The sequence below is a fragment of the Streptomyces sp. NBC_01775 genome (assembly GCF_035917675.1).
In the GTDB taxonomy this organism is placed as follows: Bacteria; Actinomycetota; Actinomycetes; order Streptomycetales; family Streptomycetaceae; genus Streptomyces.
This window is the reverse complement of the sequence record NZ_CP109104.1, coordinates 2055145-2070778: the sequence shown is the minus strand read 5'-3', so window position 1 is coordinate 2070778 and position 15634 is coordinate 2055145. Positions and strand designations below refer to the sequence as shown.

Below are 15634 nucleotides of genomic sequence, written 5' to 3'. Positions count from 1 at the left end.
TCCCCCGCGAGCGGCAGCACGGTGGCGTCGGGCAGGGGGCGCCGAATGTTGGCTTCGAAACAATCAAGCAGTAGCAGTGAGGGACCTCATGCAGGATGAAGAATACGCAGATGTTCTCCTGAAATCCCTGAATTCATATAGGGGAGGGGCGTTGTCGCTGGGTGGACTGGTCGACGACGTAGAGTCCATTGCCGATTCTGTTTCCAGGCCGGAGTATCGTGACAGGATTCGCGATGAATGGTGGATCCTGGAGATAGTGCGCGCCGTGAAGGTCCTGTACGCAGGAGGGGAAAAGGTTCCGGGGTCTGGTGTCGGCTGGGTGGACGTGGCGCTCCAAAGGCTTGCGGACGTCGCCGATTCCATGAAGCGATCAGCAGGTGTCCTGCGGTTGGAGGGAGAACTTCTGTAGTCGCGACGCCCGTGAATCAAAGCCCCCGTGCGGGCCGGCCACCCCTCATCTTGGACCGGTCCGCACGGGGGCGCGCGGCGGGTGACCTCCCAATCGCCCCGCGCGCGGTCTTGGGGGCGCCCGGCTCGATGGTCAGCGTGGGCTCCGGCATTGGTGGACCTTCCTGCGGGCCTGTGTGGCTTGCGGAATATTGTTTCCGCATTGCGGGGCTTAGGGAGGGGCTTGTGGGGGTGTCAACAGTTTGTTGAAGGCCTTCTGGGGCTTCGCCCCTTTCCCCTTGGCCTCGCCGGCCGGGCGTTGGGGCGGCTCCTCCCCCAGACTCCGTCCGGGGGGACCCCCACCCAACAGCCCCCCGCTAGAGGGCTCCGCCCCCTAGGACCCCCCGGGCAACAAGTCTGTTCGGCTATTGAGGGCTCGATTGAGCCCGTCCGGCGATTGAGGACGAGCGCGAGCGACGTCTGTGCCTGCGGCCGGGGCCCACCTCGCCCCATCCCAGCCCGTCCGGCGATTGAGGACGGCAATGGGGGTATGCGGGGCGCCCTCCCTTGCTGGAAACGGCGAAAGGGCGGGGGTGGGGAGCCTCTCAGGCGAGGGGGATTGCGGCGGTGGGGGCGTCGGAGGCTGTGGTTGCGAGGTCTTCGAACTCGTTCACGGAGGCGATGTCGCTTCCGCTCATCGAGATGTTGGTGACGCGTTCGAGGATTGCCTCGACCACCACGGGCACCCGGTGCTCGGCGGCCAGCTTCTTCGCCTCCTCGAAGGCGGGGAGCAGGTCCCCGGGCCGGGTGACGCGCAGTGCCTTGCAGCCCAGGCCTTCGACGACCTTCACGTGGTCCACGCCGTAGGCCCCCAGCTCGGGCGCGTTGATGTTCTCGAACTCCAGGTTGACCTGGAAGTCCATATCGAAGTTGCGCTGCGCCTGTCGGATCAGGCCGAGGTAGGAGTTGTTGACCAGCACGTGCACATAGGGGATGCGGTGCTGCGCGCCGACGGCCAGTTCCTCGATCATGAACTGGAAGTCGTAGTCGCCGGACAGCGCGACCACGCTCGCGGAGGGGTCCGCCTTGGCGACCCCGAGCGCGGCGGGCACGGTCCAGCCGAGTGGGCCGGCCTGGCCGCAGTTGATCCAGTGGCGCGGGCGGTAGACGTGCAGGAACTGCGCGCCCGCGATCTGGGAGAGGCCGATGGTGGAGATGTAGCGGGTCTCGGGGCCGAAGGCCCGGTTCATCTCCTCGTACACGCGCTGCGGCTTGAGTGGCACGTCGTCGAAGTGTGTGCGGCGTTGGAGCGTCGCCTTGCGCTCCCGGGCGGCGGCGGCCCAGGCCGAGCGGTCGGGGAGTTGGCCCGTGGTGGCGCGCTCGCGGGCGGCCTCGACGAACAGCGTCAGCGCGGCGAGCGCGTCCGAGACGATGCTGTAGTCGGGGGCGAAGATCTTTCCGATCTGGGTCGGGTCGATGTCCACGTGCACGAACGTGCGGCCCTCGGTGTACTTCTGGAGGGCGCCGGTGTGCCGGTTGGCCCAGCGGTTGCCGATGCCGAGGACGAAGTCGGACTCCAGGAACGTGGCGTTGCCGTAGCGGTGCGAGGTCTGGAGGCCGACCATGCCCGCGTGCAGCGGATGGTCGTCGCCGATCGCGCCCCAGCCCATCAGCGTCGGCACGACGGGGATGCCGGTCAGCTCCGCGAACTCCACCAGCAGCGCGGACGCGTCGGCGTTGATGATACCGCCGCCCGCGACGAGCAGCGGGCGCTCGGCGGCAGCCAGCATGTCCAGCGCCTTGCCCACCTGGCGGCGGGTGGCGGCCGGCTTGTGCGGGACCAGTGGCTCGTAGGTGTCGGGGTCGAACTCGATCTCCGTCTGCTGGACGTCGAGCGGCAGGTCGATCAGCACCGGTCCTGGGCGGCCCGAGCGCATCAGGTGGAAGGCCTCCTGGAAGACGCCCGGGACCTGGGCCGCCTCCAGGACGGTGGTGGCCTTCTTGGTGACCGGCGCCGCGATCGAGGCGATGTCGACGGCCTGGAAGTCCTCTTTGTGGATCACGGCGGTCGGCGCCTGGCCCGTGATGCACAGGATCGGTATCGAGTCGCCGATGGCCGAGTACAGCCCGGTGATCATGTCGGTGCCCGCGGGGCCCGAGGTGCCGATGCACACGCCGATGTTGCCGGGTGCCGTGCGCGTGTAGCCCTCGGCCATGTGCGAGGCGCCCTCGACGTGCCGGGCGAGCGTGTGCTCGACGCCGCCCGCCGCGCGCAGTGCCGCGTAGAAGGGGTTGATCGCCGCGCCGGGCACGCCGAACGCGGTGTCCACACCCTCGCGCTTGAGGATCTCAACTGCCGCACGGGCAGCGGTCATACGTGCCATCGCACTCTCCTGGTTCGGTGCAGGTGGTGTCCGGACGGCGGCGCCTGGGCGCGACAGGACAGTGTCGGCGCCGCCGTCCGGAGTCTGTGGTGAGGCTGCGGGGCCTCGTGGGCCTGGCTCTCAGGTGCCGTCGGGGCTCTCGCCCGACAGCCGCTTGACGCCGCGCACCAGCGCGGAGTGGTCGAGGCGGCCGTCGCCCTGCTGGCGCAGCGCGGCGACGAGCTGGGCGACCAGCGCACCGGCGGGTACGGCAGCGCCGACCGAGCGGGCCGCGTCGGTGACGATGCCCATGTCCTTGTGGTGCAGGTCGATCTTGAAGCCGGGCTTGTAGTTGCCCGCGAGGATGCTCTCCTTCTTGCGGGTGAGCACGGTCGAGCCCGCCAGACCGCCGTTGAGCACGTCCAGCGCGGCCGTCAGGTCCACGCCGGACTTCTCCAGGAAGACCACGGCCTCGGCCACGGCCTGGATGTTGACGGCGACGATGAGCTGGTTGGCGGCCTTCACGGTCTGGCCGGAGCCGGCCGGGCCGCACAGCACGACCGTCTTGCCGAGCGCCTCGAAGACGGGCTTCGCCGCGTCGAAGGTCTCCTGGTCACCGCCGACCATGATGGACAGCGCCGCCTCGATCGCACCGGCCTCGCCACCGGACACCGGGGCGTCAAGTGCCTTGATCTCCTTGGCCTTCGCGGCCTCGGCGACCTCGGTCGAGGTCTGCGGGGTGATCGAGGACATGTCGATGACGGTGCCGCCCTCGGCGAGGTTGTCCAGGACGCCGCCCTCGCCGAGGACGACCTCCTCCACCTGCGGGGAGGCCGGAACCATCGTGATGACGACGTTCGCGCCCCTGACCGCCTCGGCGACGGAAGAGGCGCCCTTGCCGCCGTCCTTCACGAACGCCTCGGTCTTGCCGGTGTCCCGGGTGTACGCGGTGACGTCGTAGCCCGCCTTCAGCAGATTGCGTGCCATGGGCGCGCCCATGATGCCGAGTCCGATGAAGGCGATGCGGGTGTTGTCGGGGGTGTGTGCCATGACTGCCTTCCATGCTGGGATGTCGCGTGGCGCGGGACGCAGGGGAAGGGGCGCCGGGGCCGGCTACTTGTCGAGCCAGCCGAAGGAGGCTGCGCTGCCCTGGTCGCCGGGCTTGTACTCCAGCCCGATCACGCCCTCGTAGCCTGCCTTGTCCAGACGGCTGAAGAGGTCGTCGAAGTCGAGGCCGCCCGTGCCCGGTGCCCCGCGCCCGGGGTTGTCGGCGATCTGTACGTGCGCCGTCTTCGAGACGTGGGTGTCGATGACGGACGGCAGGTCCTCGCCGTTCATGGACAGGTGGTACAGGTCCATGAGGAAGCGTGCGTTGTCGAGCCCGGTCGCCGCGTTCACCGCGTCGACCACCTCGATCGCGCGCGGCGCGCTCACGATCGGGCACTTCGGGGACTCCTGCGCGTTGAGTGCCTCGATGAGCAGCACGGCCCCGGCACGCTCGGCGGCGTGGGCCGCCAGTTCGAGGTTCTCCAGCGCGAGCGCGTCCTGCTCCTGCGGGGAGACGCCCTCCACGCGATTGCCGTACAGGGCGTTGAGCGCGCGGCAGCCCACGGAGCGGGCGAAGTCGGCGGCGACGTTCACGTTCGCGCGGAACTTCTCCGACTCCCGGCCGGGGACCGACAGCGCGCCACGGTCCGGGCCGGGCAGCCGGCCCGCGTAGAAGTTGAGGCCGGTGAGCTGGACCCCCGCGTCCTCCAAGGCGTCGCGCAGCGCGTCGAGTTCGGAGTGCTCGGGCACGGGTGACTCGATCCAGGGCCACCACAGCTCGATCTTGTCGAAGCCGGCCGCGGCCACGGCGGCGGGGCGTTCCAGCAGGGGCAGCTCGGTGAAGAGGATCGAGGCGTTGACGGTGAACCGGTGCGGGGAGGCCACGACGACCGCACTCCCTTCCGTGGGGATCCGGGGGCAAGGGACAAGGGGCAAGAGGCAAGGGACAAGGGCAAGAGCGAGGAGCGAAAGTAATTTCGTATTGTGGAATTGAGATTCTGCTCAATGGAAGAGTGCTATCGGTGCGGGGAGGCTGTCAAGGGCCTCCGTGCGACCGCGCACACGAAAGGCCCCGGGTTCCGTCGAATCCGACGGAACCTGGGGCCGGGGCCGGGAGGGGGAGGGCGCGGGGAGGTGCAGGGGTGAGCACGCGCCCCTGGGGGCGCCGCGCGCCCCTATGGCTTCAGTGCGACACCCGCCCATACGCTCACGAGGGCGTCGGTCGTGTCTCCGGACTCCCCGTGCTCCCCGGCCTCTCTGGTGTCCGCGATGGTCCTGACGTCGGTGGTGCCCAGATCCGGGTGCCAGCGATGGGGCACCTCGATGCCGGGCTCCACCAGCTCCAGGCCCTCGAAGAAGCGGGCGAACTCGTCACGCGAGCGCACCTGCGCGTCGCCGCCGTCGGCGCGGTAGACGTTGATGGCCTCCTCCCACTGCTCCGGCGCGAAGTCCGGTGTGCAATGAGAGACGACGACGTACGAGCCGGACGGCATGGCGCTCACGAGGCGGCGCATGATGCCGTGCGCGTCGTGCTCGTCGGTGATGTAGTGCAGCAGCCCCACCACGCACAGCGCGATCGGGCGCGACATGTCCAGGGTGTCCTTGACCTGCTGCGAGCCGAGAATGCTCGCGGGCTCGGTGATGTCCGCGTCGACGTAGGCCGTTCGTCCTTCGGGCGAACCCGTCAGCAGGGCGCGGGCATGGGCGAGGACGATCGGATCGTTGTCCGCGTAGACGACCCGCGCGCTCGGCACCAGCGCCTGGACCACCTCGTGCAGATTCGGGCTGGTGGGGATGCCGGTGCCGATGTCCAGGAACTGGTGCACGCCCCGGTCGGCCAGATACCGGGCGGCGCGATGCATGAAGGCGCGGTTGGTGCGCGCGGCGATACGGAAGCCCGGGAAGGCGGCCAGCAGCTTCTCGGCGACCTCCCGGTCCGGTGGGAAATTGGTCCTGCCGCCGAGGAAATAATCGTAGATCCGGGCGGAGTGATGCCGGTCCAGGCCCAGGTCACGCTCGCTCTCGGGCGGGTTGACCGCGCGCCTTTGCTGCCGCTCTTTCCGGTCCATTTGTGCGCCCCTTCGTCAGGTGGTCACCCGCTGGTGCGCGGAATCGTAGTTGCTCTCCGTGTGCGGGGCCCCTACATACTGCGCCGGTAACTGCCGTGTCCGGAAGGCTGGTTGCGCTGTTTGCACCGGATGGGCAAGAGCTGTTCCTCGCCGTCGGCGGGCTCGCGCCCGAGCATATTCTCCGGGTACCTGTACCGGACCGGTACGCCGGTGCCACACTGATGTGACCGCCCAGTCACCCTCGGGAGTCGTAATGCCCGCCATGATGCAGCCGTCAGGTGTTCCCTCACGCCCGGCCGCACGGGAGCAGCAGGCAGGGCCCACGGCGCTGCGGATCATCCTGGGCGTCAAGCTGCGCAGGCTGCGCCAGGATCTCGGGATCACCCGCGAGGAGGCCGGCCGCACCATCCGCGGCTCCCACGCGAAGATCACCCGGCTGGAACGCGGACAGGTCGGCGCCAAGGAGCGCGACCTCGCCGATCTGCTGACGCTCTACGGCATTCACGCCACGGACGCCCGCGCCGAGTTCTTCACGCTGGCCCGGGAGGCCAACTCCCCCGGCTGGTGGCACCAGTACTCGGACGTGCTGGAGGACTGGTTCGAGCTGCACCTCGGCCTGGAGGACGCGGCGTCGATGATCAGGACGTACGAGGTCCAGTTCCTGCCGGGCCTGCTCCAGACCGAGGATTACGCCTACGCCGTCAGCCGGCTGGGATACCCCAACACCGAGACGCGCAAGATCTCCCGCCTGGTGGCGCTGCGCCTGGCCCGGCAGCGCGTGCTGAACAGGGAGGACCCGCCGCACCTGTGGGCCGTGGTGGACGAGGCCGTCGTCCGGCGCCCCTTCGGCGGGCCCGAGGTGATGCGCGCACAGCTTGAATATCTGCTCAAGATGATCGAGCTGCCGCATGTGACGCTCCAGGTCGCGCCGTTCGAGGTGACCGCCGCCGCGGCGGGCTCGCCGGTCACGATCTTGCGCTTCGGCGACCCCGACCTGCCGGACAAGGTCTATCTGGAGCATCTGACCAGCGCCGTCTACCTCGACAAGCAGGCAGAGGTCGACCAGTACACCCTGATCATGGACCGGCTGTGCGCCGAGGCGTTCCAGCCGGCCGAGAGCGCGGAGTTCATCCGGGAGCTGGTGGACGAGCTGCGGTGAGTCCGGCGCCGCACCCGGGCGGGGGCGGGCTGGGGCCGGGCTGAGGGCTGGGGCCGGGTGGGGTGGGGTGGGCGGGAGAGACCGACACCCGGTGTCGTCGAAAGCTGTCGATAACCTTGGCCCATGACGCGACTGCGAGTGGAGTTCACGACCGAGCCGTTCGACCTGGACGAGGCGCCGGCGCACGCGGTCGTGGCCCGGGAGGTCGTCCAGGCGGGGGCGCTGGAGGCCGTCGACGTCGGCCCGTTCGGCAACACCGCCGAGGGCTCGGCCGACGAGGTGCTCGCCGCGGTCTCCGCGCTGCTGCGCAGATCGCTGGAGGCGGGGGCCACCCGGGTATCCTTGCAGGTCAACGTGATCGGGGAGGGCGAGGGCTGATGGGGGACGGCGCGCGCGAGCCAGGGCATCCGTTCGTCGTGGCGGTCAAGCCGCTGGTGGACGCGATGGGCGGCGAGATGGTCCCGCCGGAGCAGGCGAGCGGCGACGATGTCGTGCTGGCCTGGGAGGGCGAGGACGTGGTCGCCGTACGGCTGCCGCATCTGTCCGACTCGCTGGACCATCTCCTCGCCGAGCTGGAGCGGCGGCACGGGGTGCCGCTCGCCGAGCTGGACCGCAAGACCAAGCAGTCGGTGGTCCGCATTCTGGAGACCCGGGGTGCCTTCTCCGTACGTCACGGGGTGGAGACGGTCGCCGGAGCGCTGGGCGTCAGCCGCTTCACCGTTTACAACTACCTGAACCGCGCCAACGGCTCCTCGGGCTGAGCCCGGGGCCCGAGGGCCCGAGGCCCGGGAGCGGGTTTTGAGGTTTCCGGATGGTGGGCTTTGTCTTCCGGGATGCCGAAAGAGATTCAACAAAGTGTTGACGCGATGTTGCCGGAGGACTTAGCTGTTCCCAGCCCGAACAGCACCACGGCCACGGAGGTCCTCGTGACTTCGCGTTCGACGCCAGGCCTCGCCTGGTTCAACTCCGCCGGGGAAGCCGACGCCCGCGCCGCGCTCCACGAACTGTGCGCCGCACAGGCATGGGGGAGCGCACTGCTCGCCCGGCGCCCCTACGGCAGTCCCGGGGAATTCCTCCGCGCGAGCGATGCGGCGACAGCCGCACTCACCGCCGCTGACCTGGCCGAGGCCATGGCGGGACACCCGCCCATCGGCCGCCCGAAGCCCGGCGATCCCGCTTCGGCCCGCGAGCAGCGGGGCATGGCGGGGGCCTCCGAGGAGCTGAAGGCCGAGATGCTCGAACTCAACCTGGCCTACCAGGACAAGTTCGGGCACGTCTTCCTCATCTGCGCCACCGGCCTGAGCGCCGAGCAGCTGCGGGACGCCGTTCGTCACCGGATCGACAACTCCCCGGAACAGGAGCGGGAGATCCTGCGGCAGGAGCTGGTGAAGATCAACCAGATCCGGCTCACCCGCCTCACGGAGGAAGGAGCCCCCTCGGCATGAGCAGCGAGCAGAGCACCTCGGTGTCCACGCACATCCTGGACACCAGCCTCGGCCGCCCGGCCGCGGGGGTCGGCGTCCGGCTGTCCGTACGCCAGGGTGACGAGGGGGCCGCATGGGCCGCGCACGGCGCGTCGCACACCGACGCCGACGGGCGCTGCAAGGACTTTCCGGCCCTGCCGGAAGGCACCACCCATGCACGGCTCCTGTTCGAGACGGAGCCGTACTTCGGGGAACAGCACAGCTTGAATCAGCACAGCTTGAATCAGCACAGCCTGAATCAGAACAGTCCGAATCCGCGCAGCCAGCGCGAAGCCGCGGCACAGCAGGACGCCCCCCGCGTAAGGGACAGCGCACCCGGCAGCTTCTTTCCCGAGGTCACCATCACCTTCGCGGTGAACCCGGGCGAGCACTACCACGTGCCGCTGCTGCTCAACCCGTTCGGCTACTCCGTGTACCGAGGGAGCTGACACCATGCCCACGATTCTCGGCCAGAACCAGTACGGCAAGGCGGAGAACCGCGTCGTCAAGATCACGCGGGACGGCGACACCCATCACATCAAGGACCTCAACGTCTCCGTCGCGCTGAGCGGCGACCTGGAGGAGGTCCACTACTCGGGCTCCAACGCCCATGTCCTGCCGACCGACACCACCAAGAACACCGTGTTCGCCTTCGCGAAGAAGCATGGCATCGAGTCGGCCGAGGCATTCGGCATCCTGCTGGCCCGCCACTTCGTCGACAGCTGCGACCCCATCACCACGGCGCGCATCCGCGTCGAGGAGTACTCCTGGGAGCGCATCGAGACCTCCGACGCCAACTCCCGGTTCATCGGCGCCGACGAGGTCAAACACTCCTTCGTCCGCCAGGGCCAGGAGACGCGCACGGCGCAGATCACCTACGACGGTGAAGGTGTCGAGGTCCTCTCGGGCCTGAAGGGCCTGACGGTCCTGAACTCCACCCACTCGGAGTTCTGGGGCTACATCAAGGACCAGTACACGACGCTCCAGGAGGACTACGACCGTATCCTCGCCACCGACGTGACCTCCGTGTGGCGGCACAACTGGACAGGCGCGGCGGGGGAGCGGACGCCCAACTGGGAGAAGTCCTACGCCCAGACGAAGAAGCACATGCTGCACGCCTTCGCGGAGACCTATTCGCTCTCGCTCCAGCAAACGCTCTACCAGATGGGTTCACGCGTCATCAACAGCCGGCCCGAGATAGACGAGATCCGGTTCTCCATGCCGAACAAGCACCACTTCAAGGTGGACCTCTCGCCGTTCGGGATGAAGAACGAGGCGGCGGACGGGGCCGTTTACTACGCAGCGGACAGGCCGTACGGCCTGATCGAGGCGACGGTACTCCGGGACGGCGTGGCGCCTCGCATACCCCTGGACATGACCAACCTCTGATTCTTCCCCCGCAGCGAGGAACACCATGGCGGATCCCCGAATATCCGAACGCATCATCATCGAGAACTGCGCCATCGCGACCGTCGACGCGAACGACACCGAATACGCGTCGGGTCACATGGTCGTCAACGGCAACCGGATCGAGTCCATCGGTCCGGGCCGGGCCCCCGAGGGCCTGGAGAACGTCGCGCGCCGCATCGACGGCACCGGGCATCTCCTGACCCCCGGACTCATCAACACCCACCACCACTTCTACCAGTGGATCACCCGCGGCCTCGCCACGGACGCCAATCTTTTCAACTGGCTCGTGGCCCTCTATCCCACCTGGGCACGGATCGACGAGGAGATGGTCTACGCCGCCGCCCGTGGCTCCCTCGGGATGATGGCGCGCGGCGGTGTCACCACCGCCATGGACCACCACTACGTCTTCCCGCGTGACAGCGGTGACCTGCTCGGGGCCGAGATCCGCGCCGCCGCCGAGCTGGGTCTGCGCTTCACCGCCGCCCGCGGCTCGATGGACCGGGGCGAGTCGGACGGAGGCCTGCCGCCGGACTTCGCCGTCGAGAGCCTGGAGGGCGCGCTCGCCGAGACCGAGCGGGCGATCGACAGGTACCACGACGCCTCGTTCGGCTCGATGCTGCACATCGCCGTCGCGCCCTGCTCGCCCTTCTCCGTCTCCACCGAACTGATGCGCCAGGGCGCGGAATTGGCCCGCCGCAAGGGTGTGCGGCTGCACACGCACGGCTCGGAGACGGCGGAGGAGGAGAAGTTCTGCCACGAGCTGTTCGGCATGGGCCCCACCGACTACTTCGAGTCGACGGGCTGGCTGGGCGAGGACGTGTGGATGGCGCACTGCGTCCACATGACCGACTCGGACATCGAAGCGTTCGGCCGTACGAAGACCGGCGCAGCGCACTGCCCCTCCTCCAACGCCCGGCTGGGCGCGGGCATCGCGCGGGTGCCCGACATGCTCGCGGCCGGGGTGCCGGTCGGCCTGGGCGTGGATGGTACGGCCTCCAACGAGTCGGGCGAGCTGCACACCGAGCTGCGCAACGCGCTGCTGGTCAACCGTCTCGGCCCGCACAAGGAGAGCGCGCTGACCGTGCGCGGGGCCCTGCGGCTGGGCACCTACGGCGGGGCCCAGGTCCTCGGCCGCGCACAGGAGACCGGCTCGCTGGAGGCGGGCAAGCTCGCGGACGCCGTCTTGTGGAAGGTCGACGGTATCGGGCACTCCTCCATCGCCGACCCGGTCGCCGCGCTCGTCCTGGGCGCCGCGGCTCCGGTCACCCTGTCCCTCGTCGATGGCAAGTCCGTCGTGGAGGACGGCCGTCTGCTCGGTGCCGACGAGGACGAGATCGCGCGCGGCGCGCGGGACGAGGCCGGGCGCCTCGCCCGGATCGCGGCGGACGCCGGCTGACGAGTCGGCCGGTCCACAGACACCGGCCGGGAGGGACGGCTCCCGGCCGGTTCCACTTCTCCACTCCTGTCTCCCGGGCATGTCATGCTCCGGACACCGGACAGCACCCATGGGCGCACCACCACAGACGCACCACCGCACACCCCAGCACCACCTTGCACACCGCATCACCTCCCTGAAAGCGCGTGCCGTCCGGGCACTGACATCGACAGGAGGACCCAGTGGCCAAGACGCCCAGGTTCACCGCGCAAGGCAAGACGGCGGAAGGCGGTGGGGACACGCCGGATCCGGACCGGCAGGGCCCCGCTCAGGAAAAGCACCCGGTCGACCAGGGAATGCCCCCTCTGAAGCTGTTCACCACCGGCCTCCAGCATGTGGCCGCCATGTACGCGGGGGTGGTCGCGCCCCCGCTCGTCATCGGCGCCGCCGTGGGGCTCTCTCCGGGCGAACTCACGTTCCTCACCGGGGCCAGCTTGTTCATGGCCGGTATCGCCACCCTCCTCCAGACCCTCGGCGTCTGGAAGATCGGCGCCAAGCTCCCGTTCGTCAACGGCGTCACCTTCGCGACCGTCGCGCCCATGCTGGCGATCAACAAGTCCGAGGGTCCCGAGGACGCGCTGCCCGTCATCTTCGGCGCGACGATCGTCGCCGCAGCGCTCGGCTTCCTCCTCGCCCCCTTCTTCAGCAAGCTCGTCCGTTTCTTCCCGCCCGTCGTCACCGGCAGCGTCATCACCCTCATCGGGGTCTCGCTGATGCCCGTCGCCTTCAACTGGGCGCAAGGCGGCAACGACAAGGACCCGCACTACGGCGGCTTCAGCAACATCGGCATGGCCGGGCTCACCCTGCTGATCGTGCTGCTGCTGCGCCGCTTCACCACCGGCTTCCTCAAACAGATAGCGGTGCTGATCGGCCTCGTCGTCGGCACGCTGATCGCGATACCCGTCGGCATCACGGACTTCACCGCGGTCAAGGAAGCCGACCTCGTCGGCTTCCCCACTCCCTTCCACTTCGGGACCCCGCAGTTCGCCGCCGCCGCCATCGTGTCCATGTGTGTGGTGATGCTCGTCTCGATGACCGAGTCGACGGCCGACATGCTCGCGCTCGGCGAGGTCGTGGAGCGCCCCTCGGACGAGCGGACCATCGCGGCGGGGCTGCGCGCCGACACCCTCGGCTCGTTCGTCAGCCCCTTCTTCAACGGGTTCCTGTGCAGCGCCTTCGCCCAGAACATCGGGCTGGTCGCCATGACCCGCATACGCAGCCGCTTCGTCGTTGCCACCGGCGGCGGCATCCTGATCCTGATGGGGCTGTGTCCGCCGGCGGCGAGCCTCATCGCCTCCGTACCGCAGCCCGTGCTCGGCGGCGCGGGCGTCGTGCTGTTCGGCTCGGTCGCGGCCAGCGGTATCCAGACACTGATCAAGGCCGACCTCAGCAAGGACAACAACGTGCTGATCGTCGGAACGGCGCTGGCCGTCGGGCTCATACCGATCGCCGCGCCCGACTTCTACCACGCGTTCCCGGAGAGCGCGAAGATCATCCTTGACTCCGGCATCTCCACCGGCTGCGTCACCGCGGTCGTCCTCAACCTGCTCTTCAACCACCTGGGCCGCCACCGCGACGACGAGATCGTCACCCACCCGATGGAACCGGGCGACGGCATCCCCCACCAGCACACCCCCGCGTAGCGCGCTTCGGGTCCGGCCCTGACCTCAGCATCCCCCGAGGTGGTGGCGGCGGAAGGCGACGAGGCTGGCGGCCAGGGTGGCGCTCACCGCCAGGCCCATGCCCAGCACGGCGCCGCCCAGTCCGAACAGGGGCGGACCGAAACCCAGGCCCAGTACCACGAGGGAGCCCAGCACGACCACCGTCCGGCGCCCCACGGCGCCGGTTCCGGCCACGTGGTGCAGGGCGCCCAGAAGGAGGAGTACGAGCGCCACGGGTACGGCCACCACCAGTCCGGCGCCCTGGAGGGTGAGGTGCCCGTGGTGTTCGGAGGCGGCCAGGGCCGCCTCCAGGCCCGCGCCGGTCGCGGCCAGCGCGGCGAAGACGAAGTAGTGGCCGTATCCCCAGACCAGGGCCGTGCGCAAGGTGGTGAGTACGGTGCCGCCGCCGGTGAAGTAGATCCACCACAGGGCGAAGACCAGCAGCAGGCCGCCGGCGGCGATCAGCACCACGGACGCGGTCAGCCCGTGCGCGGTCACCGCCGACTCGACGGCGGCGAGCGCGCCCAGGATCACCTCGCCCAGGACGATGATCGTGAACAGCCCGTAGCGCTCGGCGATGTGCCCGGGATGCCAGGTGGTGACCCTGCCCCCGTACTCGGCCCAGACCGGCACCGCCAGCTCCGCCACCACCAGCACGGCGTAGGTGGCCCACGCCCACGCGCCGGGCGCCGCCCACAGCCGGACGATCCACCCCACCTGTACGACGGCGATACCGGCGGCGTACCGCAGCGCGGCGCCGCGTCCCTCGGGATGCTCGGCCGCGGCCCGCAGCCACTGCGTGATCAGCGCGACCCGCATGATCACATAGCCGATCACGACGAGGGCGAAGTCGTACTCCTCGAACGCGGCGCGCACCCCGGCCGCCAGCACCAGCACCCCCGTCATCTGCAACAGCGTCAGCAGCCGGTAGGGCACATCGTCGGTGTCGTAGGCGGAGGCGAACCAGGTGAAGTTCATCCAAGCCCACCAGATCGCGAAGAACACCGCCGCGTACCCGGCCAGACCGGAGGCGATGTGTCCCTCGGCGAGCGCGTGATGCAGCTGGGCCGCCGCCTGGGCGACGGCTACCACGAACGTCAGGTCGAACAGCAGCTCCAGCGGGGTCGCCGCGCGGTGCTCCTCGCCCGGATCGCGCCCGCGCATCGCCCGCCGCAGCGCCCCGGTCCGCTCCGCGACGGCTCTCTCTGCGGCGGCCTGCTCCCCGGCACCCGGGCCGCCTGTGTCCTCACCGCTCATCCCGCTGCTCCCGGCGTAGGTGCCGCTGACCGCCGAGCTCCCCACCGCCGTGGCCCGGGAGCCGGTCCCGGCCACAGTGTTCCCCGAGATCCCGCGATCGGCGGACTCCTCGGCCGCGCCGTCCGGGTGAGAGGACGTCAGCTTCCAGGGACCGCCGGAAACGGGCGCTCCCAGGGGCCGTCCGTCAGGCGCGCGAGCGTGTCCGGGCGGTGAACCGTTCCTGTGCCGCCATGACGTCGTCGGCGTAGCGCTTCGCCCACACGCCCATCGCCCGCATCGGGACGAGCAGCGCCGTGCCCGCCTCGGTCAGTGCGTAGTCGACGCGCGGCGGCGCCTCCGCGTAGGCGCGGCGCCCGACGAGCCCGTTCGACTCCAGCCGCCGCAGCGCCTCGTTGAGGACCTTCGGGCTGATGCCGCCGATGCGTGCGACCAGCGCGGCGGGCCGCATGGGTCCGGACGAGGCGAGGGTGAGGACCACGACGCTGTCCCACCGGTTGGCCAGTACCTCGAAGGCGATTCGCGCCTCGCAGTCGGCGGTGTAGGACACATCGGGCAGGGCGGAGCGGGCCATGCCCGTGGTCTCCGCGGACTCCGTGTTCTCCATGGCTCCATCCTGCCCCCTCGACGCACACCGTTTGGTGTGCGTCGGTCCGTCTAGCGTCATCCACCAGTGGCGCCGGGGCCCTTCCGGGGCCTGAGAGGGGAGCACTCATGCGTATCGGCATTCTGGGAGCGGCCGGCATCGCCACGGGGCTGGGAGGTGCCATGGTGCGCGCCGGGCACGAGGTCTTCATCGGCGCCAGGAACCCGGGGTCGGCCAAGGAGGCGGCGGCCACCGCGGGGGCCGCGGGACACGGCACCCTCGACGGGGCCGCGGCCCACGGGGACGCCGTGCTGGCCGCCCTGCCGGCGGGTGCGGCGCCCGCGGTGGCGGAGCTCCTGGCGGGGGCGCTCGCAGGGCGCACCCTGATCGACTGCACCAACGACCTCACGTTCGGCGCGGACGGGCCGGTGTTCGCCGACGAGGGAGCGCCCCCGGTGGCCCGGCGCATCGCGGACGCCGCGCCGGACGCCCACGTCGTCAAGGCGTTCAACCTTTGCCACGAGAGCGTCTGGAGCTCGGCAGCGCCCGAGTCCGACGGCAGGCCGCTGGGTGTTCCGCTGTGCGGGGACGACTCCGGAGCTGTCGCACGGACCGCCGGGCTGATCACCTCGCTGGGCTGCACCCCGCTGCGCCTGGGCGGTCTGTCCCGCGCGGCCTATCTGGAGGCGACGGCAGCGTTCGCCATCGGGGCGGCAGCCGCCGGCGCCGAGCCCCGCCTCGCCTTCGCGCTCCCTATGGTGGGCCCCGCCCCCGCGTAGGTCCCGATGCCCCCAGGACGG

Annotated in this window: 16 protein-coding genes; 10 read left to right on the top strand and 6 right to left on the bottom strand. The window is 69.9% G+C overall.

What is annotated here, in order from left to right:
* Window positions 1–76 precede the first annotated feature (76 nt).
* Entirely contained in the window at window positions 77–409 is a 333-nt protein-coding gene (locus tag OHB04_RS09350) for a hypothetical protein (RefSeq protein ID WP_326687202.1), read from the top strand.
* 583 nt (window positions 410–992) lie between these two features.
* On the opposite strand, the gene gcl is transcribed toward OHB04_RS09350, so the two are convergent.
* The 4 genes from gcl to OHB04_RS09330 form a co-directional block, all read right to left on the bottom strand.
* On the bottom strand, window positions 993–2771 hold the full coding sequence (gene gcl / locus OHB04_RS09345; protein WP_326807271.1) for a glyoxylate carboligase: 1779 nt from the start codon (window positions 2769–2771) through the stop codon (window positions 993–995).
* 120 nt (window positions 2772–2891) lie between these two features.
* Window positions 2892–3800, bottom strand: coding sequence for a 2-hydroxy-3-oxopropionate reductase (locus tag OHB04_RS09340; RefSeq protein ID WP_326807270.1), 909 nt, complete (start codon window positions 3798–3800; stop codon window positions 2892–2894).
* A gap of 63 nt (window positions 3801–3863) precedes the next feature.
* A complete protein-coding gene (locus OHB04_RS09335) occupies window positions 3864–4682 on the bottom strand; it encodes a TIM barrel protein (RefSeq protein ID WP_326687199.1) in 819 nt (272 codons plus the stop codon).
* A 290-nt stretch (window positions 4683–4972) separates the two neighbouring features.
* Window positions 4973–5866: an SAM-dependent methyltransferase gene (locus OHB04_RS09330; protein ID WP_326687198.1), complete on the bottom strand. Its 894-nt coding sequence runs from the start codon at window positions 5864–5866 to the stop codon at window positions 4973–4975.
* 253 nt (window positions 5867–6119) lie between these two features.
* Here OHB04_RS09330 and OHB04_RS09325 point away from each other — a divergent pair, with 253 nt between their 5' ends.
* From OHB04_RS09325 to OHB04_RS09290, 8 genes are all read left to right on the top strand, one after another.
* Window positions 6120–7025, top strand: coding sequence for a helix-turn-helix domain-containing protein (locus OHB04_RS09325; RefSeq protein WP_326807269.1), 906 nt, complete (start codon window positions 6120–6122; stop codon window positions 7023–7025).
* Between the two features lie 123 nt (window positions 7026–7148).
* The gene (locus OHB04_RS09320) at window positions 7149–7403 is read left to right on the top strand and encodes a thiamine-binding protein (RefSeq protein ID WP_326807268.1); all 255 of its coding nucleotides are present in this window, start codon (window positions 7149–7151) and stop codon (window positions 7401–7403) included.
* Window positions 7403–7786 carry a helix-turn-helix domain-containing protein gene (locus OHB04_RS09315; RefSeq protein WP_326687195.1) on the top strand — a complete coding sequence of 128 codons (384 nt, stop codon included), beginning with the start codon at window positions 7403–7405 and terminating at the stop codon, window positions 7784–7786. Before OHB04_RS09320 ends, OHB04_RS09315 begins: the two co-directional genes overlap by 1 nt.
* Before the next feature lie 165 nt (window positions 7787–7951).
* Window positions 7952–8470, top strand: coding sequence for a 2-oxo-4-hydroxy-4-carboxy-5-ureidoimidazoline decarboxylase (uraD, locus tag OHB04_RS09310; RefSeq protein WP_326687194.1), 519 nt, complete (start codon window positions 7952–7954; stop codon window positions 8468–8470).
* Complete coding sequence (locus OHB04_RS09305) at window positions 8467–8937, top strand: hydroxyisourate hydrolase (RefSeq protein WP_326807267.1); 471 nt, start codon at window positions 8467–8469, stop codon at window positions 8935–8937. Before uraD ends, OHB04_RS09305 begins: the two co-directional genes overlap by 4 nt.
* A 4-nt stretch (window positions 8938–8941) precedes the next feature.
* Window positions 8942–9877, top strand: a complete 936-nt coding sequence (pucL, locus tag OHB04_RS09300; RefSeq protein ID WP_326807266.1) for a factor-independent urate hydroxylase — start codon at window positions 8942–8944, stop codon at window positions 9875–9877.
* Window positions 9878–9902: 25 nt separating this feature from the next.
* Entirely contained in the window at window positions 9903–11294 is a 1392-nt protein-coding gene (locus OHB04_RS09295; protein ID WP_326807265.1) for an 8-oxoguanine deaminase, read from the top strand.
* Between the two features lie 221 nt (window positions 11295–11515).
* A complete protein-coding gene (locus OHB04_RS09290; protein WP_405806091.1) occupies window positions 11516–12976 on the top strand; it encodes a nucleobase:cation symporter-2 family protein in 1461 nt (486 codons plus the stop codon).
* A 24-nt stretch (window positions 12977–13000) separates the two neighbouring features.
* Here OHB04_RS09290 and OHB04_RS09285 read toward each other — a convergent pair whose 3' ends face one another.
* Window positions 13001–14158 (bottom strand): low temperature requirement protein A, encoded by a 1158-nt coding sequence (locus OHB04_RS09285; protein ID WP_326809421.1) that lies wholly within the window; start codon window positions 14156–14158, stop codon window positions 13001–13003.
* Window positions 14159–14435: 277 nt separating this feature from the next.
* Window positions 14436–14855: a winged helix-turn-helix transcriptional regulator gene (locus OHB04_RS09280; protein ID WP_326807264.1), complete on the bottom strand. Its 420-nt coding sequence runs from the start codon at window positions 14853–14855 to the stop codon at window positions 14436–14438.
* 107 nt (window positions 14856–14962) lie between these two features.
* Here OHB04_RS09280 and OHB04_RS09275 point away from each other — a divergent pair, with 107 nt between their 5' ends.
* A complete protein-coding gene (locus tag OHB04_RS09275; RefSeq protein WP_326687189.1) occupies window positions 14963–15613 on the top strand; it encodes an NADPH-dependent F420 reductase in 651 nt (216 codons plus the stop codon).
* Window positions 15614–15634: the final 21 nt, after the last annotated feature.